Raw genomic sequence first — 22850 nt, 5'->3', positions numbered from 1 at the left:
CTGCCGTAAAAACGCAATCATGTGGAAGGCAGATCACCCCGGTACCCCCTTCCATGGACTTGACTCGTCGGGTAGCCTCCTCAGCGAGACGGAGTCGAGAGGAGGAGGCTAACCCGAGCGAATCAGCCCATTCCAGAGGGCAAAATCTCGCTTTTCTTTCTTCCCCGTCCTTCAGGATTTCCCGATGGGTGGAGGCGCTCGACTCCCGCTCTTCCCGCGGGCTTCCCGCTCGCGTTATGGCACCTGAACGGCACTCCTGCGGTGCCGTCTCCGGCTGTCGAGATGCAGCGAAGATTGCACAAACGCGTGAATATGCTGCATACCGCAACACGCCGTTCGGAGCTTGACACTTAGGGCCACACGAGAGACACCCTCCGGACGGAGGGGGTCTACTGGTCGTGGGCGAATGTCGCAGAGCGGGGGCGGAGGGCGGCGGGTCGACTGGAGTGAGGGACCGGGAGACCTGGGCCCGCAGGGCTCCGCTTCTGCTTGAGTGGCTCCTCGCCTACCAGACCGGGCCCGCCACTCCGCGCGCAGACCCGGTCTCGGGATCCACGGGTGACCCATCCTCCGCCCATAGGTCCTCGTTGATCCAGAGGTTCTCGAGGTAGCCCAGGCCGTCGAACACGCCCTCCTCGTCCAACTGCTCAATGAGGGAGCGGGTGAGAACGATGAGCATCCGGAGACGCGTGACGGCGAACGCCCCGTTCGCGCTGGTCGCCCACCAGGCGAGCGCGTTCCCCGCGGACCACTTCTCGTGGTCCGGGTGCAGCACGTGCCCGTAGGCGACCTGCTCCCATGCCTGGGCCGCAGTGGTAGTGGTCCCGTCAGCGTGGGACACGTCCGGGCCGGTGGAGTACAGGTCGCGCAGTGCCGCGCTGACCTGCTGCACGGTTGTGCGGACGGGCCGACGAAGGGCGAACGGGATGCGCTCCTTGCGTTCGGTGTAGACGCGCTCCAGCAGCCCGGGAAGGTAGGTCGCCTCTCCAGGCGTCATGAACTTCCGGCCGAGGGAGAGGGCCAGCACGAGGACGCGGCGCGTAGTGCGGACATGGCTCACCGGTGGGGAGGCGCGCGCCGAGAGGCCGGTGGTGTAGGTCTGAAGCCGCGGTACGAGTTCTAGGAACTCCTGGCTCAGGCTCATGAACTGCTGCACGGCGTCGTCGACCGTGGGCGGTCGCCGGGGGTCTGACGGCGTGGTGGTCATGGGGCACAGCGTAGGGCGGACCGTGGGCATGGCGGCGCGCGCTGGGGCACTGCCGAGTTGCCCACAGGGTGTTCCCGCGCGCTCTCGCTGCCCGTAGCCTGGGCGTGCGTCACCGGCCCATCCCCCCTCCGAGGTCGGGGCGCGCGGGCCGCGATCCCACCGCCTAGCGGTGCGGTCCCACAGGCCGCCGGCACCATCCCGTTTCTGGTGCCGGCGGCCGCCTCACTTCGCCCCTCGTCCTATGCCTGGCACTTGCGCATAGTCTGCACTCGTGATCGGAGCGAGCGGAATGACGGACCCGGTACGTGTGCAACTCGTTGAGGCGGGAGGTCCCAACTGGATTGCTATCGGGGCGCTTATCGTCTCGGTCATCTCACTGGGACTAACGCTATGGTTCCGGTTCGACGATGGGCTCAGGCTGAAGGCGGACTTCACCACTGACGGCCGCAGGGTCCTCATCCGCAACATGAGCCGAACGCTCGAGGCGGAGGTGTATGCCGTGAGGCTCGAGCGGATCTCCTGGAGAGGGTCCCGGCCGAAGACGGTCAACGTGCGCCTCGAGACCCTTAGCAATCATCACGTCCGGGGCAAAGGGAACGGTCTTCCCTTCACGCTCGGTGTCGGCAAACGCGAGCAACTCCTTCGTGTCGATCAGCATGGCAGAGAGGTCGCAGGATCGGTGTTCAAGTGGGCGCGAGAATCACCGGGTGGCGCCCGGTGGGTTCGGGCTGTCGTTGAGCACGGGCACGGCACTAAGCGTGGCCGCTGGGTGCGAGTCGTAGAGATGCTGGCTGACTCGCAGGGCGCCTCGACGGCGACCTAGCCCGCCTCTTCGTGAGTCGAATGGACGCCGGGGCGGGCACCACTCAGGCTGCCTCATCCATGTGCAGTAGTCGGTACATGGTCGAGACGGACACGCCGGCGGCGTCCGCGATCTCGCGCGGAGTCATGTCGCCGGCGCACTTCCCGCCCCCGTGTGGCCCATGCACATCGCCTCGCCACTGCTGCTCATCCCCCGAACGGAGCCGCCCCTGATCCAGGCCCAGAGGGGGTCTCTGGGGCGTGGATCAGGGGCGGCTCGCTGGCCTGGATCTGGCGGGCCTACCTCGAGGTTCCCGTGGATCTGTGGCCCGGCAGTGGCGGCAGACTCCCCTCCCTCTGGCCCTCGTGCGGCTTGGTTTCCGCCGGGCCCCTGGCTGCCTGCTCCCGGTCTGCTCGCCCGCGCACGGCTGCGCTCTGGCTCCCGTCTACCTTCGGTGCTCCTTGGATGCTCGCCGGTCGCTGGTGCTCGTATGGCACGGCTTCCCGCTGGGGAGCTCGCGTGAAGATGTCGCAGCCGCTGGTCTACGTGTCGTGGGGCCTGGCCGGGGGGCGTCTCAGAGGCCGCCGTGCGGGGTCATGTCGATCTGTTCAACAACCCGGTTCTGGGTGGTGTCCACGACGACGGTCATGGGGCGCTCGGTCCGCGGCGCGGTGACCCAGGGGTCCTCACCGGTGGTCTCGGTGGCCACCATGAGCGCGACGTCGACGCGCTCGCCCTGAACGGTCTGCGCGCGCGACTCGAGCACCTGCACCGACGTGCTGGCCTTGGCCTGTACGAAGCGGTGCTGGGCGTCGGATTCCCAGTCCCGATCGACGTCGAGCGTCTTCAGCAGCTCAGGGCTCACCGTGGGCGCCAGCGCCTCCCGCCACTGCTGCCGGCTGGTCTGCCACGTGCGCGCGTTCATGGCCTGCGCAAACCGGCTGGCCACGTCCTCGGCACGCTTGCGGGCGTCGGGGTCCAGGCCTTGCACGGCTCGCTCCTGGGCGGCCTTCTCCACCTCGATCTGGGAGCTGCGCGCCGCACTGACCGATGACGGGCTGACCTGGGCGTTTCCAGATTTCGACGGCCCCGTGGAGGGGGTCGTTTCCCGATTCGTTTCCTGACTCGCGGCGCTGGCCGGGGCGGTGCTGGCCGACGGCTGAGGCCAGGCTCCGGCCGTCGAGCTCGCGGCCGCCGTGGGGGTGGGGGCCGGTCCCTCCGGCGCCTGCTCGCTGGGGGTGCCGGTGAGCAGCCACGCGCCGGCGCCTGCCGCGGCGAGAGCGCCGACCAGGAAGGGCCAGGCCCGCCCCGTGCGGGGCTGGGGGTCCTGGGGGTGGCGGGTGGTGTCCGTGCGGCTCACTTCTTCTCCTGGATCACGTCGAAGTAGACGGTGTCGGTGCCGGTCTGGGTGACCGGGTGCTTGCGGGTGCCGGCGGACTCGTTGATCGCGGAGATCATCATGCCGTCGCCGACGTAGATGCCCACGTGCTCCCACCGCCCGCGGGTGGGGTCCCACTTCTGGGCGACGATGTCGCCGGGCTGCGGGGTCTCGGTGCGCTTGCCCACGGTCCACGGGGCCTGGCGGGGCATGTCGATCCCGTTGTCCTGGTAGACGCGTGAGACCAGCCCAGTGGCATCCCAGGATCGGAACTCCGCGGCACCGTAGGTGTAGGTGCCGCCGATGCCGGCTTCGGCGCGGGAGACGATCTTCGAGCGCGAGAAGTCGGCCGGGATCTCCAGGCGCTTGGTGTCCTCGTCCAGGGCGTGGTTGCCCTCGGGGGCGGTGCTGGAGGTGGCGCCGGCTGCGGCCGCAGCCCCGCCGGCGCCCTGGCACATCATGGGGGTGGTGCCGGTGACCTGGCCCAGGATCTGGTTCGCCGCGTTCTCCCACTTGTTGTACTCGTCGGGGTGGCGCGAGTTCTGTACGGCCTGGGCAGCCGACCCGGGGGCCATGCCCTCCCAACCGGGGATGTCCAGCAGGCCCGGGGGCATGCCCTTGTTCGGGCCGGTTGGGCCGCCGAAGAACGCTCGTGCGGCGTACTCGGGGTTCATCAGCTCCGGCACGCTTCCCCAGCCGGCCACGGTGCGCTGCTGGAAGACGTTGACCGAGTCCTTGTTGGTGCCGGTCTTCTGGTGCGGGAAGTTCATGGACTCCGGCAGGGTCGGGTTCGCCATGTTCTGGAGCATGGTCTCCTGGAGCCCGGTCATCAGCGCCACCTGGATCCCCTTGTCCGAGATGTTGAGCTCGCGCGCCACCCCGATGATCAGGGCCGCGTTCTCCACCTGCTCCGGGGAGAGCGTCCACTCGCTGCCCTCGGGCAAGGTGATCCGCACCGGCCCGTTGACCTTGGGGGGCTGCCCGTCCGAGGCGGCGGCGCCCGCGGGCGAGGATCCGCTGGCCAGCTTGGCCGAGGGAGCCGAACTTGAGGAGGCTGCCGCCGAGCTCGAGGACGCCGCCCCCGCGGCACCGCCGCCGGCCGGAGAGGTCAGCCGGGGCATCTGGCCCTTCTCCAGGATCAGGCCGCGCTCGGCCAGCCAGGTCTGCGGGTTGGACCGCTCGCCGTTGACGTAGAGCATCAGGTGCAGGTGAACGCCCGTGGCCACGCCGGTCTCGCCAGCTCCGGCCAGGTGGTCCCCGGCCTTCACCTGCTGGCCGGGCTTGACCACGGTGGTGCCGTTGGCGATGTGGACATACCGCCACTCGATCCCGTTGCCCGAGTCGATCTTGAGGATGTTGCCGCCCTCTTCACCCTCCATGTTGGTGCCGATGACCGTGCCGCCCATGACGGCGTTGATGGGGGTGCCCTCGGGGATGCCGCCGATGTCCACGCCACCGTGGAAAAGCAAGGGCGCCTCGCTCGTGGAGCCCGGGGGGATGTACCCGGGCCCGAAGGGGTTCGGGCGCGGCCCGTAGTCGGAGGTGACCCGGCCCATCAGCGGGATGGCCAGGGACCCGTCCGCGGCAGTCAGGCCCCCCACGACACAGGAGAGAGAGGACTGCTGCATCTTCAGCTTCTGCTGGGCGCCACCGATCATCAGGATGATCAGCAGGATCAGCACCACCACGAAGGCGACGACGGCCACCACGGCGCCGGCCCCGATGAAGACGGCGCGGCGCTTCATGCGTGCTGCCCCCGCGGGCCCTGGGCGGCCCGGAGGCGCTCGCGCATCCGCTGGGTGGCCTCCGTGCTGTCCGACCGCGGCCGCCGCGGGGGCTGCTGGGGGCCCTGGCTCGAATCCACGACGGTGCCCTCCACGACCTCGGGCCGGCGAGGGGTCACGGTGGCCTTGCCGTCGCTGCCGACGGTGATCCGGGACTGGCGAGGCACCCGCTGGGGCTTGCCGGGGCCGGTGAGCTCCTTGCGGTTCTGGCGCTCGATGGACCAGGCCGCGCCCTGGGCAACGACGTTGACCGCCCCACCCATCGGACCACCGATGGCAGCCGCCCCGACGCCGACGGCACGCACCAGCGGAGCCGGGGGCAGCTGCCCGCCCGGACGGCGCCGGCGCGCAGGCCCGCTGCCGCCGTCGGCGCGCGCGGCACGGCCGAAGACCTGGGGGCCGCGGGGATCCGGCCGGCGCGGTCCTCCGCTGGGCGTATCGGAGCCGCCCGAGGGGCCGGCGCCGCCGCCGGTCGGCCGGGAGCGCGCAGGCCCGTCCTGGCCGCCGCCCTTGGCCAGACCGAGGCGACCGAACTTGTAGCCGCCCAGGGCCGTGCCCGCCATGCCCACCAGCGACTTCATCGGCACGCTGGACTTCTTCTCCTGGCCAGCGCCCAAGCGCGAGAGCCAGCGGGCGGTCTGGTCGCCCTTCTTCATGATCCCGTGACGCACGCGCAACACCAGCCAGATCAGCGCGATCAGCATGAGCACCAGCAACAGCATCTGGAGGGTCACACCGAGGGCTGCGGTGGTCAGCAACATGCTGGCCACCAGGCGCAGGGACACGGCCACGAGCACGATCGCGGCCACGATGACCACACCGCAGGCGATCACGCCGACGAACGCGCCGAAGAACTCCTTGCGGGAGGTGCCCGGCAGGATCGAGATCATCACGGCCAGCGCCTGGTAGACCCCGTAGAACAGGGCGATGAGCACGGCCAGGAACAGCACCACCGCCATGGTGGCCACGAGCACGGCGAAGGCTGCCGAGCCCAGGTTGGTCATGAGCATGGGGGCGACCTTGGTGAAGGAGGTCGACTCGGACCAGCTCTTGGCCGAATCACTGCACCCCTTGACCGGGTCCATCACCGACTTGGACTCCACGTCCATGGGGTCCGCGGCCTTCATCGTCTCGGTGAAGGTGCTGGCGCAGCTGCCCTCGAGCAACTGGCCGAAGGCGACGGCCTGGGAGGGCCCGCGCAGCATCGCGTCCGTCAGGTCGGCCATCACGGACTGGCCCAGGGCCGAGGAGGCGTCCGCGCCGCCGTCCATCGCGCCCTTGCCTCCGGTGGCCTCCACGGCGATCTGCGCCGCGGTCTGCTGGGAGGTCTGGAGGACGCCGTCCGGGCCGGTGATGTAGGCGACCGGGTTCAGCGCGATGTTCGTGGCGACCACGACCATCATCACGGAGACGAACATCTCCCCCCAGGCCGCGCCGCGCTTGCGCATGAAGAACAGCAGGCCGATGGTCGTGCCGGAGATCATCGCCGCCAGCGGGATCCAGTGGATCTGCGCGACCAGCTGCCCGAAGTTCTGGCCGAGGACCTCCATCGGGCCGGAGAACCAGGAGACCCACTGGAAGCCGAGCAGGGTGTGCAGCAGCCACATGCACGTGGTCACGCACATGTAGTGCAGGCCCCAGAAGAAGTCGAGCACGGAGACCAGCGCGTCGCGGGCGGGGTTGATGTCAATGCCGCCGGCGCCGTGGTCCAGGGGCAGTGCCTCGTACTTGGAGATGGGCACACCGGAGGAGTCGGTGACCTGCTGGGACCACTCCTCCAGGCCCATCACCCCCGACTGCGCCGGGGCTGCCGGGGCCGCAGAGGCGGCCGGGGCGGCCCAGAGCATGGTCAGCAACACGGCAGCGCTGACGCCAGCTCGTCGCATCCATCCGCGTGCGCTCATGCGTGCACCAGCTCCTTGGCGGTCTCGGTGGAGGCTCCGCGCTTGGGCGGGGAGCTCATCACGGCCTTGAAGCGGGCCGGCGAGAGCGGAGGAAGCACCTTGATCTTGGCGACGTTTCCGTAGGCGTCACGCATCAGCGCCTCACCGCGGCGCTCGGGGGCCACCTCCTCGTTGTCGTCCAGGGGGGAGAGCCCGGAGGTGACCAGCTCGACCCACTCGTCCTGCCCCATGTCGGCCATCCAGTCGAGGTTGCGCTGGGCCATCTTGGAGTCGCGGGAACGGCAGACGATGCGCACGGGGATCAGCGCCTGGAGCTGCTGGGATCCGAAGTCCGTTGACGCGTCATGCGAGCCCAACGCCACGGCGGCCTTGTGCTTGCGGCCGTAGCGGACCACGTTGGACAGCTCCAGCTCGGTCTCCGGGGAGCCGGTGGCGTGGTGGGCCTCGTCGACGATCATCAGCGACTCGATGGAGTCGTCGGCGTAGAGCACGACGCGGCTGATGGCCACGATCAGGGCATAGAGGGCGCGGCCGATGACCTTCTCCACCGGCAGCTCCGCCTTCAGCGCGGCGGACTCCAGCTCGTGGCGTCGGGGCAGCTCCACGCCGCGGGTGCAGAAGGTGAGGAAGCGCGAGGACAGGTCCAGGGTCGGCAGGGACTCGTCGAAGAGCAGGGGCCCGAACTCGGTGGACTGCACGTTCTGGAGGCCGAACGCGATCGCGCGGGTCTGTTCCGGCTCCTCCCCCGCCAAGCCCTGGCCGGAGAGCAGGTGGGCTACCAGGGACCCCATGGAGGTGATCTGGTGCTCCTGCGCGTAGTCGGGGTGCAGCAGCTGGCCGAGCAGCCGGCCCTCGGCGGAGTTCGAGCCGAAGCCCAGCAGCACGGAGACCAGGGAGCGGGTCACGCGCGCGGCGACCTTGCCCGGGAACAGGCGCAGGGGGTCGATCGACCAGCGGGTGTCGCCGAGCTCGACGACGGTGGGCTGGGAGCCTTCGCGTTCGGTGAGCAGTCGACCCAGGGCCGCCCACTCGGTGTTGTCGGAGCGGTCGATGGCCACGATCTGGCCGCCGCGGTCGAAGACGTTGCCGGCCACGATCTTCAGCAGGGTGGACTTGCCGGAGCCGTTCTCGCCGGTGACGGCGAACGAGCCGGACATGTCGGCCTCCATGAGGCCGCCGATGTTCATGAACACCGGACTGCGGCGCGAGGAGGAGATGTTCGTGCCCAGCCGGAATCCGGTGCGGGTGCCCAGCGCGTCGGTCACCAGGGGCACGCCGAAGGCCAGGTGCCGGCCGGTGACCAACAGCTCGAGCTTCTTCACCACGGAGGAGGCCGGCGTGCCTGGCAGGCACGCCCACCACAGCGACTCCTGGTAGCCCAGGGGCGTGATCACCTTGAAGTCGCGGGCCGAGTAGGCCGCCTGGATCATCTGGGCCTGGTCCTGGGCCTGTTCGGGGGTCTCGGCGCCGACGATGAACATCACCGCGACGTCGACGGAGACCTCGGCCTCCGAGGAGTTCAGTGCGGCGTGGTAGGCCTTGAGGTCCTCGGCGATCGCGTCCAGGCGGGTTGATCCGCCGGTGATCGCGTGGGAGTCGCCCTCCTGCTGGTTGTACTCCTCGTTGAGCTTCTCCTCGGCACGCTTGTTCCGTGCGGCGGCGCGCTTGGCCGGCAGCACGTTCATGCGCATGATCCAGTCCGCGTTGACGCTGAGGGAGTCGATGTAGGAGACGTACTCGTCGTCGGGGAAGGTGAAGCCCTCGCGGGGGCCGGCGGTCAGGGCCATCACCACCTGGTACGAGGCCTGTCCTGCGGTGGTCTCGGAGGCGATCTTCACGTACCGGCGGCCGAAGGGGTTCAGCCGTTCCTTGGCGCTGACGTCGGACTGGCCGCCCTCGTCCACGAGCGGCTCGGGAATGCTCGCCCCGGAGGTGAACGCCTGCACGTCCTCTCCGCCGGCGGGCGCGGTGGGATCCGATCCCAGGCCCCGGCTCTGGGAGTGGGCGTAGATCCATGCGACCTCGGCCGGAGAGGAGGGGATGGCCTTGAAGGCGGCGGGGATGGCCCGGCCGATGTGCTCGGCCGTGCGCCCCAGAGCCTGGATCTCCGCCTCCGTGGGTCGCCAGGTGGGCAGGGCCAGCTGCTCGCGCAGCTTGCCGTCGACGGAGCGGATCAGGGTCTGGAGGCGGTCGGTGATCGACTTGGACGGTAGCGGCACGGCCAGCCAGTAGGCTCGCTCGCCCACGGGGATCGTCTCGAGCTCGTCCAAAGAGAGCTCGACCTCCTCGAGGTAGTTGGGGCACTGCTCCAGGTCGACACCGTCGAGCATGCGCTCGACGACGGCGGCGGGGTCGAGTTCGGCGCACAGGCCCATGAGCATGGCCTCCCCCCGCAGGCCCTGGAAGAGGGCCTGGTGGGCGAGCATGGCCCGCTCCTTGTGCTCGCCCTTGCCGAAGCCGTAGGGCAGCCCGTGCACGCGCCACATCGCCCACACCGTGCCCGTGGAGGTCCACATGAGGTTCTCGCGCAGGTACAGGAGGGAGTTCTTCATCGCTGGGTGTCCTTGTTCTCGGTCGTGCTCTGCTGGAGGAGCCGGGCCACGGAGGAGGTGCCCATCGGCCGATACGTCGGCGCGGGCTCGCCCTGCGGTTCGTCGGTGGCCGGCGCGCGGGCGGGAGCGGTAGGGGTGGAGGGCTTCTCGGGCATCCCTGCGGGAGCCTTCTTGGGGGCGAACGTCTCGCCGCGGTAATGCCCGTGGGACGGCTTGGACCAGGCCAAGAAGGCTCCGGTGATGACCAGGCCCAGCTCGTGGAGGTTGTCCGGGGCGAAGCGCAGCAGCCAGGTGACCGCCAAACCGGCGGCCAGGGCGCCCGCGAAGTCGAGCAGGTCGAAGCCGGTGGTCCAGGCCCCCCGGATGGCCCACAGCAGCGCCACCGTGATGGCCCCACCCACGCCCTGCACGAGGGTGTAGGGGCCCCCGGGCACCCGGGTGCCGTCGGGCAGCCGGTAGAGCGTGGTGGGGATGCGGCGGATGCTGCTGTAGAACCGTCCGGTCTCGGTCATGGCTTACTCCTGGCCGATCACTTGATGGTCGCGCCAGCCGAGTCTGCGGCCCACTGCACGCCCTGGAGCCCGCCCCAGACGAACAGGCCGGCCGCCAGCAGGCTGAGGAGCACGGCCGGCAACGTCCACTTGCTGCGGGCCGAGCCGATCAGGAAGATCACGGCGCCGATGAGGACGACCAAGAGGTTGAAGGTGCCCTGAGCCTTGGCGATCAGGTTGTTGATGGAGGTGAAGAGGTCTGCCCCGAGGACGGTGGTGTCCGCGGCGCGCACGAGGATGGAAGTAGACATGTCCTGGATCAGGGAGCTCACGTCGGTCTCGCTTTCAGGTAGGAGCTGAGGTTCAGGGGGTCGGGGTGTTCTGCGGGGTTGAGTCGTCGATCAGGGGGGCCGGATCAAGGGATGTCACCTCCCATCGGTCTTCTCGGAACTGCACGGTGACTGGCACCGTCACGGCCATTCGGGATCCGTTCTCGTCGGGCAGTTCCGCCTCCGCCTGGATCAGGGCACGCACCGAGGTGCCGGGTCGGACGGAGTCCAGGGCCTGGTCGGTGCGGATCTCCTGGACGTACAGGCGGGTGTAGGGGGCGGGGTCGATGGCGGCGAGCTTGTAGTCGGGAGCCAGGAAGCGGGAGACATCCGAACGGCCGGCGCCGTAGGCCTGGAGGAAGCCGTCGAGCATCTTTCCCAGGTCGGTATCCGGGCCGACCCGATGGGAGTAGTTCAGGGTGACGGGGTCTCCATGAGCCGGCCCCGGCACCGGGGTGGGATAGCCGATGACCTGCAACTGGCCGGGGGCCTGCTCGTGGACGGCCACTTGGTAGTACCGCAGCGTGTAGGAGACCGGCTTGGTGGTGGCCGCGGCCGCCGGAGACGGACTGGCCGCGGACGGGGACGGCGACGGCGAGGCGGAGGACGTCGGCGAGGCGGTCGCCTGCTCCAGCAGGGACAGGCTCTTGGTCGCCTCCGCTCCCTGCGGAGCGCTCGGCGCCCCGGAGCGCTGCTCCACGTGGGCGGCGACGGTCACGGAGGTGATGCTCGGGTCCTGGCCGCGCTGGACGCCGGCCACGGCGACGTCGAGCACGCCCAGCGGCTCCACGGGCAGCTGGGGGATCTTCGTCCCACCGATGTAGGGCTCCAGCAGGCTCTGGTCGTCGCGGGTGGCACGCAGCCACGCCGAGACGTAGGACGTCGCCACGCCCTCGGCTGTGGACGTGTCGGGCACCTCCACCGTCGGCGCCGGCTGGGAGGCCGTCGAAGCGGCCAGCACCACGGCCAGGCCGGACAGGCCCAGGCACAGCACCATCGCCCCGTAGAACCCGTAGAGCAGGACCCGGGAGGCCAGGCTGTTCACCTTGGACTTGGCCGGCGTCGGGCTGTTCTGCTCCGGCGCCTCCGCGGCGGGCTCGGTCTTCTTCTTGCGAGAGAGCAGTTTCACCGATCCTGCCCTCCCATCCGCCGGGCGATGAGGGTGGCCTCGCGCAGCTGGTCGGAGTCCAGGAGGCGACGCATCTCCTCCTGGCTGGCCTGGTCGAACGGCCGCGCACACAGGTCCGCCAGACCCGCCTCCAGGACGGCCTCGGCCTCCCGCATGGTCTGGCCCTCACGCACGAAGCTGGCCAGCTGCTCATCGGTCACGATCTCGGGGGTCTGCTCGGACATCACGGGGGCTCCTTGGACGGGCGATCTCTCACCGGACTAAAGGCCGCCCGCGGGAACCGATGTCCCTCCCGTGCGGGAACTTTTTCTCCGCCCCTCCCCCACATCCGCATGATTACGCCGATCTCCTGCGGTCCAGGTTCTGGAAATCCAGACGATCGGCAGATCCAGATCCAGATCCAGATTCGTTTCCCGACCTGCTCGTTTGGCTGGTCAGTGACCCGTCCGGGACGCCCGGACACCACTGATGGAGGGACCGAGTCCGATGAGCACCACCACCTACGCCCCGACCGTGATCGACCGCCTGAACGCCGAGTGGGCCGTGCGCTACGCCGAGACCTCCCACCCCTGGCCTCACGGCGCTCAGACCGGCATCGAGCTCGTCCAGACGGTGGCCCGCAGCACCGTGGAGGTCCGCGAGCAGATCATGCGCGGCCTGCTCGAGCAGGCCGCGGTCGGCGACGAGGACTGCGCCCGCGCCGTCCTCCAGCTGATGCTGCCTCGCTTCACCCTGATCGCCGGCCGTCACACCCGCATGCGCATGGCCACCATGCACGGAGACCACTCCGCCCGCGAGGAGGTCTCCGCCGCCGTCATCGCCGCAGCGTGGAAGTGGATCCGCAGGCCCTCCCTGCACCGGGCTGGCTCGTGCATCGGCAACCTCGCCATGGACGTGCTCAAGGACTCCCTGCTCGAGCGCAAGCTCTACGACGGCCAGTCCGACGTCGAGGCCCTGCCCTCCTGGCTGCCGCAGCTGGCCGAGGAGCCGGCCGACGATGAGGCCGCCGACAACGGCCGTGCCACCCGGGACCTGTGCGCCCTGATCGCCTGGGCGCGAGACAACGCCGTCTTCTCCAGCCGCGACGCCGCGGTCTTCCTGCGCTACCAGCTGGCCGACGAGGCCGAGCGCGCAGCCCTGAGCGACGAGTACGGCTACAGCGGCCGCGGCCTGTGCAAGCGCATCAACGTCCTGCGCACTCGCCTGACCCAGGCCGTGAAGGACTACGCCATGGAGCGCAGCGGGCTGGCTCCCGACTACGCGGCCCTCATGGAGCAGGCCCCGGCCGCCTGAACCCCAGACCGCGACCACCTCACCGAACGGCTATCCACGGATGCACAGCGAAACCGCCCCCCACTACAGGAGGAATACATGTGGTTTTACTACATGGGGACCCTCCAAAATCGTTGCAATCATGCCGATTCTGGCGGGGTGGCTGTCACAAGATGCACACACTGGCCGTCACAAGATGCACGTGGATAACCTCCGGCCCGACCGGCGCACCGTCACAAGATGCACACACGCGATCGGCTTGATCCCGCCGATTTCGCCCCCAATCTGCGTCCACTCCGCCGACTATGAGCCCCCGTCACAAGATGCACGTGGATAACTCCCCGGCGACCGCAGTTCTCCACACCCGCTCCGTCCCTTCCACGCCCACCCGTCATCGGGTCCGAAAGGTCACCTCAGCCATGAACCAAACGCCGGACATCACCTCCATCGACGCGGCCACGCGCCCGGCCCTCTCGCCCAGGCGCCTGCGGCTGCTCGAGCTCAGCGAGGAGATCGAGCAGAACCCCGGCGAGGTCGCCTTCTCCACCCGCATCTGGGCCCAGCTGAGCCTGCCCTACCGCGACCCCGGAGCCACGGTCCCCCACTGGAGCCGACGCAACGGAGACACCACCCTGACGCTCTCCCCCGGCCCGGCTGGCTTCCCCTTCGGCGTCCTGGCCCGCTCCCTGCTCATCTGGATGTCCACCGAGGCCGTGCGCTCCCGCTCCCGCCACCTGGACCCCGGCCCCTCCCTGCGCGCGTTCCTCTCCAGCGTCGGCACCTACCCCTCCGGGGCGAATCAGCGCCGTGTGATGGACCAGCTCCACCGGCTCAGCACGACCTCGATCATCATCGAGACCAGCCGCGAGACGCCCGGCCGGCGCACCCTCAGCGGCCAGAACATGCACGTGGCCCACCGCTACGAGCTCACGTACCAGCGTGGGGCCGACCACGCGCGCATCGAGCTCAGCGAGCCCTACTTCGAGGAGGTCATGCGTTCCCCCGTCCCGGTTCTCTCCTCCGCCCTGGCAGCCCTGGGCGGCTCCCCCATGCGCATGGACCTCTACGTCTGGCTCTCCTACCGGATGTCCACGCTCCAGCGCACCACCACCGTCTCCTGGCGCCAGCTGGAGACCCAGTTCGGCGCCCAGTACGCTCAGCCGCGCCAGTTCAAGGCCGCCTTCTTGAAGAACCTCGAGCCCGTGAAGCTGATCTACCCCCAGGCGAAGGTGGCCGTGGTGGACTCCGGCCTGCGCCTGCACCCCTCCGCCACCCACGTCCCGCGGGCAGCCCACCAGCGCCCCCGGCACCTGCGCGTGGGCTGATGCACCACGAAGGGGGGCGGCCCTGCCGGGCCGCCCCCCTGCTCATGCCGGCTCAGCTCTTCGGCAGCCAGGCGTCGTACACCGAGGCGACCATGGCGCTCCGGGAGGGGGCGCCTAGACGGGCCACCTGCTCATCCAGCCAACCCCGCTGCTCCTGATCCAGGCGCAGCTGCACCTGCACGCCCCCCTGGCCGCGCGCGGCACCTCGGCGCCCACGCGGCATCCCCCCGTCCCCACGCGGCTTGTGCCCGCAGGCCGCCAAGAGCTGATCGTCGCTGAGCTCGTCGAACGCGTCGATCAGCAGGTCCGTGTAGGTCCGATGCCGCTTGGCGGCCGCGGTCCGCAACCGATCCAGGACCGGGACGGGGAGGTAGACGGCCGTGTTGCGCACGACCAGCTCTTCCTCTTCGGGGACGTCCACACGGTCCAGCTCGACCACCTGCGCGCCGTCCTGCGGGACCGCGCGCCTCACGTCTGGCATCAGTTCCGGTGCGGTCTCCCGCGTGGCGACAGGCACCGTTTCCGGTGTGGTGTCCTGCGTGGATTCCGGTGTGACATCTGGCGTGGTTTCTGGCATGGCGTATGGCACAGAGTCGACCTTCTCCGCCGGCTTCTTCTTGCCCCGGCCACGCGCGTTGAACACAGCGCCGAGTCCGTCTGCTCGATTGGGGGTCTCCATCTCAGGCGTCCTCCTCCTCGTCCTGGCCCAGGGCGCTCAGGCGTCCCAGAATCTCCTGGGCCAATGCGGCGTAGTCCCCTGCCAGGCCATCCATGGTCGACGCATGGAAGGTCGAGGCTTCACCGGCCTTGATGCGCGCGAAGCGCTCTCGGTGAGCGCGGGCCACATCGCTCTCGAGCTCGTGCACCAGACGTCCGCTCTTGCGCAGGTCCTGGGCGGCGCCGGCGGCGTGCCGAATACGGGCGGTGAAGACGGCCTCGTCGAAGGCCAGCCCCTGGAGCATCTGCTCGAGCGCCTGGCGGGCCTCTCGCTCGATCTTCACGGCGCGCGCCTCCACGTCGAACAGCGCCAGGCCCAACAGCTGCACGTCGGGGTTCGTGGTCTCGTGAACGGCCTGGAAGCGCTCGGCCGTCACAGCGACGCCGTCAAGGGAGCGCAGATCCGTCTTGGAGACGATGACCACGCCCTCGGCGACGCTGAAGGCGGCCTCGACCAGGGCGCGGTCTCCCGGGGGCGTGTCGATGACGACCAGGTCCCACTCCTCCATGACCTGGCTCAGGCTCCGGTGCAGAAGAGCCCCGAGGGGCGGGGCGTCGTAGCCGCGTGCCACCAGCAGGCTGATGATGTCGGCCAAACGAGGGCCGCCGCGAACGACGCCCAGGCCCGGGCGCATGGGATCCGTGGAGATCGGCAGCGGCGCCCCATCTTCGAGGGCTCGACGCAGCTCGATTCCGTCCGACTTCTCTAGACCGAGGTCGGGGGAGAGGTTGCCCTGGGGATCCAGGTCGATGGTGAGGGTGCGGATGCCGGCGGCCGCGGCCAGACCGGAGAGGTTGGCGACCAGCGACGTCTTGCCGGTACCGCCCTTGCCGTTGGCGACCGCCAGGACGCCTGGGATGGCGTATGAGCGCGCAGGGGTGGACATGAGGACCTCCTAGGTTCCCTGTGATCTGACTCCTCCAGTCTACTGCATCTCTCGGGAAATACCGAGAGATTTCCCGCATTGTTATGGCGTGCAACTGGTGTAGCGGACGGTGGGGGACTGGCGTGCATACGGCGGTGGTATGGCATGAACGGCACTCCTGATGTGGTGCCGGTATGGCATGAGGTCACCGCTCGACGATCGCGCCCAGGGCCTCGATCATCGCGCTGTAGGCCTCCCGGTTGAGGCGGTAGGTCAGGCGTCGGCCCCGGCGCGCTTCGGAGGTGTCGCTGGAGGTCAGCAGGCCGGCCTCCTCGAGGGTGCGCAGGTTCAGGGAGAGGGTTGCGCGGGGGATGTCCAGGGACGTGGCGAGGTCGTGGGCGCCGAGGCCGGGGGAGCGGGCGATCAACACGAGGATGCGTATGCGCAGCGTGGAGTTGAACGCGACGACGGCCATGTCGAGGGGGGATGCGGGGGCGCTCATGCAGAAATGTCTACCGTACAGAGGGACATGAGGGGGCGGTCCGGGCTTTATGTCTGGTGAAGGACCAAGCAACCTGCCATTACGGCTGGCAGGTTTGATACGCTCCCCGTGCAGTCCCCTCAGTAGCGAGAAAGGCAGGCCAAGGTGGCTCTGAGAAAGCGGTCGCCCAAGGTGACCCCCACCGAGAACCCGCGCGTCAGCGAGGCCGGCTCCAGCGCGGCGGCTCCCGTGGGCCGTCCTGCGCCGACGCCGGTGGCCAAGCGCCGCGTGGGCGGTGTGGCTGCCGCCGTCGCCCTGGCTGCCCTGGGCGGCCTCGGCGCGTTCGTGGGGACCCAGGCCAACGAGGCCAAGCCCTACCTGGTGGTGAACGCTCCCGTGGAGCGAGGGCAGAAGATCGAGTCCTCCATGCTCTCGTCCGTGCGCGTGGCCGGCGACCCCAGCGTGCTGGTCCCCGCGACCGAGGCCCAGCAGATCCAGGGGCAGGTGGCCACGACCGACCTCCAGCCGGGCAGCACCATCACGCGCACGTCCACGGCAACGTCCTTGGGTGTGGAGGACGGCGAATCGCTGGTGGGCCTGGCTCTGGAGGTCGGGCGCCTGCCTGCCCGGGAGATGGCCGCAGGAGATCACGTCCAGGTCCTCTTCACCCCGGGCAACCAGAACACCCAGGCCGGTGACGAGAACCAGAATCACGACCCCGTCGCGGCCGTGGTCGAGGCCAGCCACCATGACCAGAACAGCGGGAAGACCACCGTGGATCTGCGCGTGAAGCAGGCTGACGCCCAGAAGGTCGCCACCTGGGGTGCCGCCGGCACCGCCAGCGTGATCATGCAGGGAGCGCAGAAGTGAGCATCCTGACCCTTGCGGCCTTCGGCGTCAGCCCGGGGGTGAGCACCACGGCCGTGGCCATGACGTTGCAGTGGCCGCGCCCTGTGCTGCTCGTGGAGGCCGACGTCAGCAAGCCCTCATCCGTGCTCGCCGGGTGGTTGCAGGGCAGCATGCCGGCCGACAGCGGCCTGATGGGCATCGCCCACAACTCCATGCGACAGGCCCTGACGGAGCAGGACATCTGGGACTACGCCGTCGACCTGGGAACGGGCCAGGACGCTGGCCATCCTTCCCGCTGGCTCCTGCCCGCCATGTCCGAGCCGATGGCCGCGCGATCCATGCGGGGCCTCTGGCCGGAGTTGATGATGGCTCTGCGCGCCGTCTCTGGCCAGGACATCGACGTGATCGTCGACGCTGGCCGCTCCGAGAACGCCCACGGCCGGGAGGCGCTCTGGCGCGACAGCGACCACCTGAGCGTCGTGGTGCGCAGCGACCTGGTCTCCGTGGCCGCGGCGCGTGCCTATCTGCCGGCCGTGCTGGAGGCCCGCGCCACCGCGGGGGCGGTGGACACGTCCTCCCTGCTCGTGGTCGAAGATCGAGCCCAGGAGTTCCCCTCCAAGGACATCTCCAAGGTGCTGGGCCTGCCGGTGCGTGGACGCCTTCCCCAGAGCCCGGAAGCCGGCGCTCACTTCGGCGGGGGCGCCCAGGCGACGTCCTGGAGGCTGCGTTCCTACACGCGGGCCATCGGTGCCGCCAACGCCTCCCTCGCGGACGCGCTGATGGCCCGCCGCCAGCTCATCGAGGCGGACATGCCCACCGAGACCGGAGGAGAGCAGCGATGAAGGATCAGACCCCTGACATGTCCCTGGACCTGCTCAACCTCCCGTTCCTGACCGAGAGCACCCCGGCCAAGCCGGCCCGGCCGTCCCTGATCCCCGCCTCCGCCGGCGCTCACCTGGCTCGCCCGCTGGGCACTACCCCGTCTCCCACCGATTCCGCTGAGCTGCCCGGGCTGTCCCGGCCGCTGACTGCTGTGCCCGAGCCGGCACCGCAGGCCGAGCAGAGCGCCCCGGCCCGGCCGAGCAACACCACGGAGCTGACGGGCTTCTGGTCGATCGTCGACGTGCTGCGCGCCAAGGCCGTGGACTGGCACGCCGAGGAGACCGCCGACCGCATCGACCTGCCCGAGAGCGAGCTGCACGCCATGGGCTGGCGGCACATCGACCGCGCGATCATCGAGCAGATGCGTGAGAACGTGCAGACCGGCGGCCGCGACGCCGCATGGACTGCCGAAGAGCAGGCGGCACTGCGCCAGGCCACCTTCGATGCGATGTTCCGTCTGGGCCGATTCCAGGCACTCGTGGACGAGCCCGGGGTGGAGAACATCCACATGATCGGTTCCGACCACGTGTGGGTGGAGAAGGCCGGCGGCAGCATGGAGCGCCGCCCTCCCGTCTTCGAGACCGATGAGCAGATGATGGCCGAGCTCCAGTTCCTCGCCGCGAACGCGGGGGAGGAGTCCCGCCCCTTCTCTGCGGCCCACCCCGACCTGGACATGGACCTGATGGGCTCGGTCCGTCTGGCCGCCACCGCCCGCCCGGTCTCCACGCGGCCCACCGCCGTATTCCGCATCCATCGGCTGGTGAACATCACCCTGGAGCAGCTGGTCGACAACGGCACCCTGAGCCCCCTGGCCGCCGAGTTCCTCACGGCGCTCGTGCAGGCCGGCAAGACGATCGTCATCAGCGGCTTCGGCGGCGACGGCAAGACGACCCTGATGCGCGCCCTGGCGGAGAAGATCGGCCCGCTGGAGCAGATCGTGACCATCGAGAAGGAGCGCGAGCTGCACCTGGACCGGCTCGACTCTCGCCTGGTCCCGCCGATCGAGCTTCAGGCTCGCCCCGGATCGGGCGAGCGCGCCGCCGACGGCAGCACCATCGGCGAGTACACGTTGACCATGGCCATGGAGAAGGCCCTGCGTCTGAACTCCGCACGCATCCTGGTCGGCGAGGTCCGCGGTTCGGAGATCGGCGCGATGATCTCCGCGATGCAGACCGGCGCGGGAACTTACTGCACCGTCCACGCCTACTCCGGCGAGGAGGCCGTGCGCCGTCTGGTCGGCCTGGGCATGAACGAGTTCTCCGAGACCTACATGGCTCGCCAGCTGGGCTACCACATCGACGTCGTCGTGCAGATGCGCAAGGTGCCTCAGCCCGATGGCTCGGTGAAGCGCAAGATCATCTCGATCTCCGAGGTGCTGCCCGGCGACACCGACAAGGGCATTTCGGTGGCCGACCTGTTCCGCATGGGTCCCGGCGACGAGAACGCCGTGCCCGTGGCCCCTCCCGTGGACAACCGCCTGCGCAACGATCTCGAGCGCACCGGCTTCGACCTGCTGCGCCTGGCCGGAGGTGACCGATGAGCTCGCTCCTGCTCCCTCTGAGCTTTGCCCTGGGCATCCTCGGCCTGGGCATGGCTGCCGTGAACTGGCTCTGGCCCGCCCCTCCCAAGGCCCCTGCACCCGATCCGCGCTGGCTCACCGCCCTCAAGGAACTCGGCCGCCGCATGGACCGCAACACGTGGATCATGGTGGGCATCGCCGCCGCCGCGGGCTTCTTCATTGCGCTGTTCACCGGCCTGCTCGTCTACCTCGTCGCCCTGCCCGGCGCCGTCATCCTCCTGCGGTTGGCCTTCGGCTCCGGCGGGGGATCAGCCCAGATCGAGAAGCTGGCGCAGATGGAGATGTGGACGCGCTCGCTCTCCGGCCTGATCGTCGCAGGAACCTCCCTGGAAACCGCACTGGCCGCTTCCATGCCCAACGCCGGCGACCTGATCCGGGACGAGATCGCCACGATGAATGCCCGCATCAAGGCCGGCTGGCCTACCGCAGACGCCCTCAAGCGCCTGGGCCTGGAATGGGGAGATCAGACCGGCGACCTGGTCGTCATGCAGCTGATCCTGGCCGCCAATCAGCGCGGCCAGGGCCTGGCGAACGCCCTGGACGACCTCTCCACCTCCGTGGAGGAAGAGGTCTCCAAGCGCCGGGCCATCTACGCCGACCGCGCCGGCGCCCGCCGTGAGGCCCGCATCGTGATCACCATCGTGGTGATTTCCCTGTGCCTGGTCCCCGGAATGGGCGGGCCCATGGCCGCCTACCAGACCCCGCTGGGCCAGGCGCTCTACCTCGTCCTGGCTCTGGTCACCGCAGGGCTCATCATCTGGATGACCCGCGTGGTAGCCCCGCCGCCGCAGGTCCGCCTGCTGACCGCTAGGAGCTCGTCATGATGATGATCATCATCGCCGGCATGCTGTTCGGCCTGGCCGCGACCGCGCTGATCTGGCCCCTGCTGCCCCAGCGTCCGCGCCTGCGCGCGGCGGCCTTCGACGGCATCGTGACCAGCACCTCCGGAGGCGGCGCGCTCTCCTGGCAGGAGCGGGCCTCGCAGTGGACGATGCGCACGCTGCCGCCGGCCCTGGTCAACGGCCTCACCGACGCCGACCTGGACATCCTGGGCACCACCCGCAGCCGCCACACCTGGGCCAAGATCTACGGCGCCACACTCGTGTTCGTGGTCTGCCTCGCCCTGAGCGTGGCCGCACAGGTGCTCTACTCCCTGCCGCTGTGGCTGTCCCTGCTGATCAGCCTGCTCGTCGCCGCCGTCGCCTGGCTGGCACCTGACTCGGCCGCCCGCAAGCGAGCGACCAAGGCACGCACTGACTTCGCACGCGCGGTCGCGGTATTCGTCGAGCTGCTGGCCTCTGAGCGCGGCCGCAACGCCCAGCCCACGGTGGCTCTGGAAAACGCAGCCGCCATCGGCGACACCTGGGCTTTCCAGCGGATCCGTCAGGAACTGGTCCGGGCTCGCTTCACCAAGGTCCAGCCCTGGACCGCCCTGGAGACCCTGGCTACGCAGCTCCACGTCCCCGAGCTCACCGATGCCGCCCGCATCATGCGCCTGAGCGGAGACAATGGGGCCAGCGTCTACGAGCCTTTGCGCGCGTTGGGTCGCAACATGCGCGTGCGGATGCTCAACGCCGAGGCAGCCCGTGAGAATGAGGCTTCCGGCCGCATGAAGAACATCATCATGTTCATCGCGTTGATGTTCACGCTAATCGTCCTCACCCCTCTGATGCTGACGCTGATGAGCGCGTGAGACGCGCGAGCTCCTCCCGGAGATCGTGATCTCCCATCCACCCACCCACCCGCATCGGGACCGTCCCGAGGCCATCTCCACCACACGAGGGGACTCACCATGAACAAGCTGATGCAGCAGTACCTGATCCTCCGTACCTGGATCCAGGACAAGCACGAGGACGAGACCGGCGCCGAGACCATCGAGATCATCCTCGGCGTGCTCGCCGCCGTCGTGCTGGCCGCCCTGGTCTGGGCCGGCATCAACACCTTCGCAACCAACAAGGTCGGCGAGCTGGGCTGACTAGACCAGCCAGGGACGGAACACCACGAGCAGGGGGGGGTCACCATGAACATCACGGCACCGCTTCGAGCGCACCTCGAGGCCCATGCACGCAACGAGACGGGTTCCTCGAACATCGCCTCGCTGCTGATCGTGCCGGTGGCCCTCCTGCTCGTGTTCCTCGTCCCCCAGGCCGGCGCCTACTACCAGGCCTCGACCGTGGCCCAGTCCGCGGCCAACGCGGCCTACGCAACTTCCCGAGTCATGGGCGGCTCGAGCGCCGAGGGCCAGGCGGCCGCCCAGCAGGTCATCTCCCAGCACTCCGGCACCCTCCAGGGCGCCTCCGTGAACATCAGCACCACCGGGGAGCGGATGACCGTCACCGTCACCGGCACCGCGCCGGCCTACACCGGGCAGTGGATCAGCCCGTCCGTCTCCCGGTCCGTGACCGGGCCCGTCGAGAGGGTGGTCAAGTGAACCTCCGCGACACGTCCCTGGCCTGGCTGCGTGATGAGCGCGGCGAGTCCGGCGTCGGGCTGCTCATCGTGGCTCCGGCCATCGGACTGCTCATCGCCATCGCCGTCATGGGCGGCCGCATCGGAGCAGCACAGACCTCCATCGAGTCGGCGGCCGGCGTCGCCGCCCGCGAGGCCACCCTGGCCCGCAACCCCGGCCAGGCCGAGTCCAATGCGCGCCAGTCCGCCCGCATGACCCTGGACCAGACCGACTTCACGTGCGGCTCCCAGAACATCACGCTGGACACCTCCGCCCTGCGCAACGCCCCCGGCATCCCCGGGTCCGTCTCCGCCACCATCACCTGCACGGTGCCGCTCTCCGACCTGGCCATCCCCGGCACTCCCGGGTCCTGGACCATCACCGCCGACGCCACGTCCCCCGTGGACACCTATCGAGAGAGGGGCTGAGCATGATCGCCCGCTTCCGCGCCTGGCTCGGCCGCGAGCACGGAGAGTCCTCCCTGCTGGTCCTGATGCTCGTCCCCATCATCGTGCTCGTCGGCTTCGGCATCGGCATCGACTGGAACGGCAAGGTGCGCGCCTCCGAGGAGGCCGTCACCATCGCCCACCAGGCCGCCCGCGCCGGCGCCAACGCTGGCACCACGGCCGGAGCCGCCCGCGGCGAGGACATCACCCTGGACAGAGCGGCCGCCGCGCGCGCCGCCCAGGGGATGATCGCCGAAGCCGGAGCCACCGGCACCGTCAACGTCACCCCCACCAAGGTCACTGTGGACGTCGACGTCCCCTACACCCCACGCTTCATCCCCACCGGCGTCCTGACCGGCCACGGCCAGGGCACCGCCCAGATCCACTCGAACACCCGCTGACCGCAAG

The 22850-nt window shown here is 69.5% G+C and carries 25 protein-coding genes; 12 read left to right on the top strand and 13 right to left on the bottom strand.

The features are described 5' to 3' along the window. Window positions 1-505: 505 nt before the first annotated feature. Window positions 506-1207, bottom strand: coding sequence for a hypothetical protein (locus ACI2K6_RS16030; RefSeq protein ID WP_098471886.1), 702 nt, complete (start codon window positions 1205-1207; stop codon window positions 506-508). A 271-nt stretch (window positions 1208-1478) separates the two neighbouring features. Here ACI2K6_RS16030 and ACI2K6_RS16025 point away from each other — a divergent pair, with 271 nt between their 5' ends. Next, the gene (locus tag ACI2K6_RS16025; RefSeq protein WP_143741624.1) at window positions 1479-2030 is read left to right on the top strand and encodes a hypothetical protein; all 552 of its coding nucleotides are present in this window, start codon (window positions 1479-1481) and stop codon (window positions 2028-2030) included. A gap of 43 nt (window positions 2031-2073) precedes the next feature. On the opposite strand, the gene ACI2K6_RS16020 is transcribed toward ACI2K6_RS16025, so the two are convergent. The 9 genes from ACI2K6_RS16020 to ACI2K6_RS15980 form a co-directional block, all read right to left on the bottom strand. Beyond that, window positions 2074-2196, bottom strand: coding sequence for a helix-turn-helix domain-containing protein (locus tag ACI2K6_RS16020; RefSeq protein ID WP_135019337.1), 123 nt, complete (start codon window positions 2194-2196; stop codon window positions 2074-2076). A 387-nt stretch (window positions 2197-2583) separates the two neighbouring features. Then, the gene (locus ACI2K6_RS16015) at window positions 2584-3369 is read right to left on the bottom strand and encodes a hypothetical protein (RefSeq protein WP_098471888.1); all 786 of its coding nucleotides are present in this window, start codon (window positions 3367-3369) and stop codon (window positions 2584-2586) included. Further along, window positions 3366-5132, bottom strand: a complete 1767-nt coding sequence (locus ACI2K6_RS16010) for a peptidoglycan DD-metalloendopeptidase family protein (protein ID WP_396747819.1) — start codon at window positions 5130-5132, stop codon at window positions 3366-3368. Before ACI2K6_RS16010 ends, ACI2K6_RS16015 begins: the two co-directional genes overlap by 4 nt. Next, complete coding sequence (locus ACI2K6_RS16005) at window positions 5129-7075, bottom strand: hypothetical protein (protein ID WP_143741625.1); 1947 nt, start codon at window positions 7073-7075, stop codon at window positions 5129-5131. Before ACI2K6_RS16005 ends, ACI2K6_RS16010 begins: the two co-directional genes overlap by 4 nt. After that, entirely contained in the window at window positions 7072-9627 is a 2556-nt protein-coding gene (locus tag ACI2K6_RS16000; protein ID WP_098471891.1) for an ATP-binding protein, read from the bottom strand. The genes ACI2K6_RS16005 and ACI2K6_RS16000 overlap by 4 nt, the downstream gene beginning before the upstream one ends. Beyond that, window positions 9624-10139, bottom strand: a complete 516-nt coding sequence (locus tag ACI2K6_RS15995) for a hypothetical protein (protein WP_098471892.1) — start codon at window positions 10137-10139, stop codon at window positions 9624-9626. Before ACI2K6_RS15995 ends, ACI2K6_RS16000 begins: the two co-directional genes overlap by 4 nt. 17 nt (window positions 10140-10156) lie before the next feature. Further along, window positions 10157-10429: a hypothetical protein gene (locus ACI2K6_RS15990; RefSeq protein WP_143741626.1), complete on the bottom strand. Its 273-nt coding sequence runs from the start codon at window positions 10427-10429 to the stop codon at window positions 10157-10159. 52 nt (window positions 10430-10481) lie between these two features. Beyond that, window positions 10482-11576 carry a conjugal transfer protein gene (locus tag ACI2K6_RS15985; RefSeq protein ID WP_098471894.1) on the bottom strand — a complete coding sequence of 365 codons (1095 nt, stop codon included), beginning with the start codon at window positions 11574-11576 and terminating at the stop codon, window positions 10482-10484. Next, entirely contained in the window at window positions 11573-11800 is a 228-nt protein-coding gene (locus tag ACI2K6_RS15980) for a hypothetical protein (protein ID WP_031943872.1), read from the bottom strand. Before ACI2K6_RS15980 ends, ACI2K6_RS15985 begins: the two co-directional genes overlap by 4 nt. A gap of 262 nt (window positions 11801-12062) precedes the next feature. On the opposite strand from ACI2K6_RS15980, the gene ACI2K6_RS15975 reads away from it, so the two are divergent. Together ACI2K6_RS15975 and ACI2K6_RS15970 are read left to right on the top strand one after the other, a co-directional pair. Next, a complete protein-coding gene (locus ACI2K6_RS15975) occupies window positions 12063-12869 on the top strand; it encodes a hypothetical protein (RefSeq protein WP_031943871.1) in 807 nt (268 codons plus the stop codon). A gap of 398 nt (window positions 12870-13267) precedes the next feature. Continuing rightward, complete coding sequence (locus ACI2K6_RS15970; RefSeq protein WP_396747822.1) at window positions 13268-14173, top strand: replication protein RepA; 906 nt, start codon at window positions 13268-13270, stop codon at window positions 14171-14173. A 52-nt stretch (window positions 14174-14225) separates the two neighbouring features. Here the strand turns inward: ACI2K6_RS15970 and ACI2K6_RS15965 are convergent, their stop codons facing one another. The 3 genes from ACI2K6_RS15965 to ACI2K6_RS15955 all read right to left on the bottom strand — a co-directional run bounded on the left by ACI2K6_RS15965 (window position 14226) and on the right by ACI2K6_RS15955 (window position 16258). Next, a complete protein-coding gene (locus tag ACI2K6_RS15965; RefSeq protein ID WP_098471896.1) occupies window positions 14226-14852 on the bottom strand; it encodes a hypothetical protein in 627 nt (208 codons plus the stop codon). A gap of 1 nt (window position 14853) precedes the next feature. Next, window positions 14854-15777 carry a ParA family protein gene (locus tag ACI2K6_RS15960; RefSeq protein WP_061873039.1) on the bottom strand — a complete coding sequence of 308 codons (924 nt, stop codon included), beginning with the start codon at window positions 15775-15777 and terminating at the stop codon, window positions 14854-14856. Between the two features lie 184 nt (window positions 15778-15961). Then, on the bottom strand, window positions 15962-16258 hold the full coding sequence (locus ACI2K6_RS15955) for a helix-turn-helix transcriptional regulator (RefSeq protein WP_098471897.1): 297 nt from the start codon (window positions 16256-16258) through the stop codon (window positions 15962-15964). A 144-nt stretch (window positions 16259-16402) separates the two neighbouring features. On the opposite strand from ACI2K6_RS15955, the gene ACI2K6_RS15950 reads away from it, so the two are divergent. The 9 genes from ACI2K6_RS15950 (at window position 16403) to ACI2K6_RS15910 (ending at window position 22843) form a co-directional block, all read left to right on the top strand. Then, complete coding sequence (locus tag ACI2K6_RS15950; protein ID WP_098471898.1) at window positions 16403-17107, top strand: SAF domain-containing protein; 705 nt, start codon at window positions 16403-16405, stop codon at window positions 17105-17107. Then, on the top strand, window positions 17104-17928 hold the full coding sequence (locus ACI2K6_RS15945) for a hypothetical protein (RefSeq protein ID WP_098471899.1): 825 nt from the start codon (window positions 17104-17106) through the stop codon (window positions 17926-17928). The genes ACI2K6_RS15950 and ACI2K6_RS15945 overlap by 4 nt, the downstream gene beginning before the upstream one ends. Further along, window positions 17925-19508 carry a CpaF family protein gene (locus tag ACI2K6_RS15940; protein ID WP_098471900.1) on the top strand — a complete coding sequence of 528 codons (1584 nt, stop codon included), beginning with the start codon at window positions 17925-17927 and terminating at the stop codon, window positions 19506-19508. Before ACI2K6_RS15945 ends, ACI2K6_RS15940 begins: the two co-directional genes overlap by 4 nt. Continuing rightward, window positions 19505-20371, top strand: a complete 867-nt coding sequence (locus tag ACI2K6_RS15935) for a type II secretion system F family protein (RefSeq protein WP_144826663.1) — start codon at window positions 19505-19507, stop codon at window positions 20369-20371. The genes ACI2K6_RS15940 and ACI2K6_RS15935 overlap by 4 nt, the downstream gene beginning before the upstream one ends. Beyond that, the gene (locus ACI2K6_RS15930) at window positions 20368-21240 is read left to right on the top strand and encodes a hypothetical protein (RefSeq protein ID WP_061867358.1); all 873 of its coding nucleotides are present in this window, start codon (window positions 20368-20370) and stop codon (window positions 21238-21240) included. The genes ACI2K6_RS15935 and ACI2K6_RS15930 overlap by 4 nt, the downstream gene beginning before the upstream one ends. Before the next feature lie 99 nt (window positions 21241-21339). Then, entirely contained in the window at window positions 21340-21522 is a 183-nt protein-coding gene (locus ACI2K6_RS15925; RefSeq protein WP_098471902.1) for a hypothetical protein, read from the top strand. 45 nt (window positions 21523-21567) lie between these two features. Continuing rightward, window positions 21568-21978 carry a hypothetical protein gene (locus ACI2K6_RS15920; RefSeq protein WP_031943861.1) on the top strand — a complete coding sequence of 137 codons (411 nt, stop codon included), beginning with the start codon at window positions 21568-21570 and terminating at the stop codon, window positions 21976-21978. Beyond that, window positions 21975-22424 (top strand): TadE/TadG family type IV pilus assembly protein, encoded by a 450-nt coding sequence (locus ACI2K6_RS15915; RefSeq protein WP_031943860.1) that lies wholly within the window; start codon window positions 21975-21977, stop codon window positions 22422-22424. Before ACI2K6_RS15920 ends, ACI2K6_RS15915 begins: the two co-directional genes overlap by 4 nt. A gap of 2 nt (window positions 22425-22426) precedes the next feature. After that, a complete protein-coding gene (locus ACI2K6_RS15910; RefSeq protein WP_049159529.1) occupies window positions 22427-22843 on the top strand; it encodes a pilus assembly protein TadG-related protein in 417 nt (138 codons plus the stop codon). Window positions 22844-22850: the final 7 nt, after the last annotated feature.

The organism is Microbacterium sp. NPDC006705, assembly GCF_044903545.1.
Taxonomy (GTDB): Bacteria; Actinomycetota; Actinomycetes; order Actinomycetales; family Microbacteriaceae; genus Microbacterium; species Microbacterium plantarum.
The sequence above is the reverse complement of the archived record's forward strand: the minus strand, read 5'-3'. Positions and strand labels throughout refer to the sequence as shown.

Excerpts from the sequence above, each read along its gene's own strand:
- ACI2K6_RS16030 (WP_098471886.1), bottom strand. The coding sequence starts at position 1,207 with ATGACCACCACGCCGTCAGACCCCCGGCGACCGCCCACGGTCGACGAC.
- ACI2K6_RS16010 (WP_396747819.1), bottom strand. The coding sequence starts at position 5,132 with ATGAAGCGCCGCGCCGTCTTCATCGGGGCCGGCGCCGTGGTGGCCGTC.
- ACI2K6_RS16005 (WP_143741625.1), bottom strand. The coding sequence starts at position 7,075 with ATGAGCGCACGCGGATGGATGCGACGAGCTGGCGTCAGCGCTGCCGTG.
- ACI2K6_RS16000 (WP_098471891.1), bottom strand. The coding sequence starts at position 9,627 with ATGAAGAACTCCCTCCTGTACCTGCGCGAGAACCTCATGTGGACCTCC.
- ACI2K6_RS15995 (WP_098471892.1), bottom strand. The coding sequence starts at position 10,139 with ATGACCGAGACCGGACGGTTCTACAGCAGCATCCGCCGCATCCCCACC.
- ACI2K6_RS15990 (WP_143741626.1), bottom strand. The coding sequence starts at position 10,429 with ATGTCTACTTCCATCCTCGTGCGCGCCGCGGACACCACCGTCCTCGGG.
- ACI2K6_RS15980 (WP_031943872.1), bottom strand. The coding sequence starts at position 11,800 with ATGTCCGAGCAGACCCCCGAGATCGTGACCGATGAGCAGCTGGCCAGC.
- ACI2K6_RS15975 (WP_031943871.1), top strand. The coding sequence starts at position 12,063 with ATGAGCACCACCACCTACGCCCCGACCGTGATCGACCGCCTGAACGCC.
- ACI2K6_RS15970 (WP_396747822.1), top strand. The coding sequence starts at position 13,268 with ATGAACCAAACGCCGGACATCACCTCCATCGACGCGGCCACGCGCCCG.
- ACI2K6_RS15965 (WP_098471896.1), bottom strand. The coding sequence starts at position 14,852 with ATGGAGACCCCCAATCGAGCAGACGGACTCGGCGCTGTGTTCAACGCG.
- ACI2K6_RS15960 (WP_061873039.1), bottom strand. The coding sequence starts at position 15,777 with ATGTCCACCCCTGCGCGCTCATACGCCATCCCAGGCGTCCTGGCGGTC.
- ACI2K6_RS15955 (WP_098471897.1), bottom strand. The coding sequence starts at position 16,258 with ATGAGCGCCCCCGCATCCCCCCTCGACATGGCCGTCGTCGCGTTCAAC.
- ACI2K6_RS15940 (WP_098471900.1), top strand. The coding sequence starts at position 17,925 with ATGAAGGATCAGACCCCTGACATGTCCCTGGACCTGCTCAACCTCCCG.
- ACI2K6_RS15935 (WP_144826663.1), top strand. The coding sequence starts at position 19,505 with ATGAGCTCGCTCCTGCTCCCTCTGAGCTTTGCCCTGGGCATCCTCGGC.
- ACI2K6_RS15930 (WP_061867358.1), top strand. The coding sequence starts at position 20,368 with ATGATGATGATCATCATCGCCGGCATGCTGTTCGGCCTGGCCGCGACC.
- ACI2K6_RS15925 (WP_098471902.1), top strand. The coding sequence starts at position 21,340 with ATGAACAAGCTGATGCAGCAGTACCTGATCCTCCGTACCTGGATCCAG.
- ACI2K6_RS15920 (WP_031943861.1), top strand. The coding sequence starts at position 21,568 with ATGAACATCACGGCACCGCTTCGAGCGCACCTCGAGGCCCATGCACGC.
- ACI2K6_RS15910 (WP_049159529.1), top strand. The coding sequence starts at position 22,427 with ATGATCGCCCGCTTCCGCGCCTGGCTCGGCCGCGAGCACGGAGAGTCC.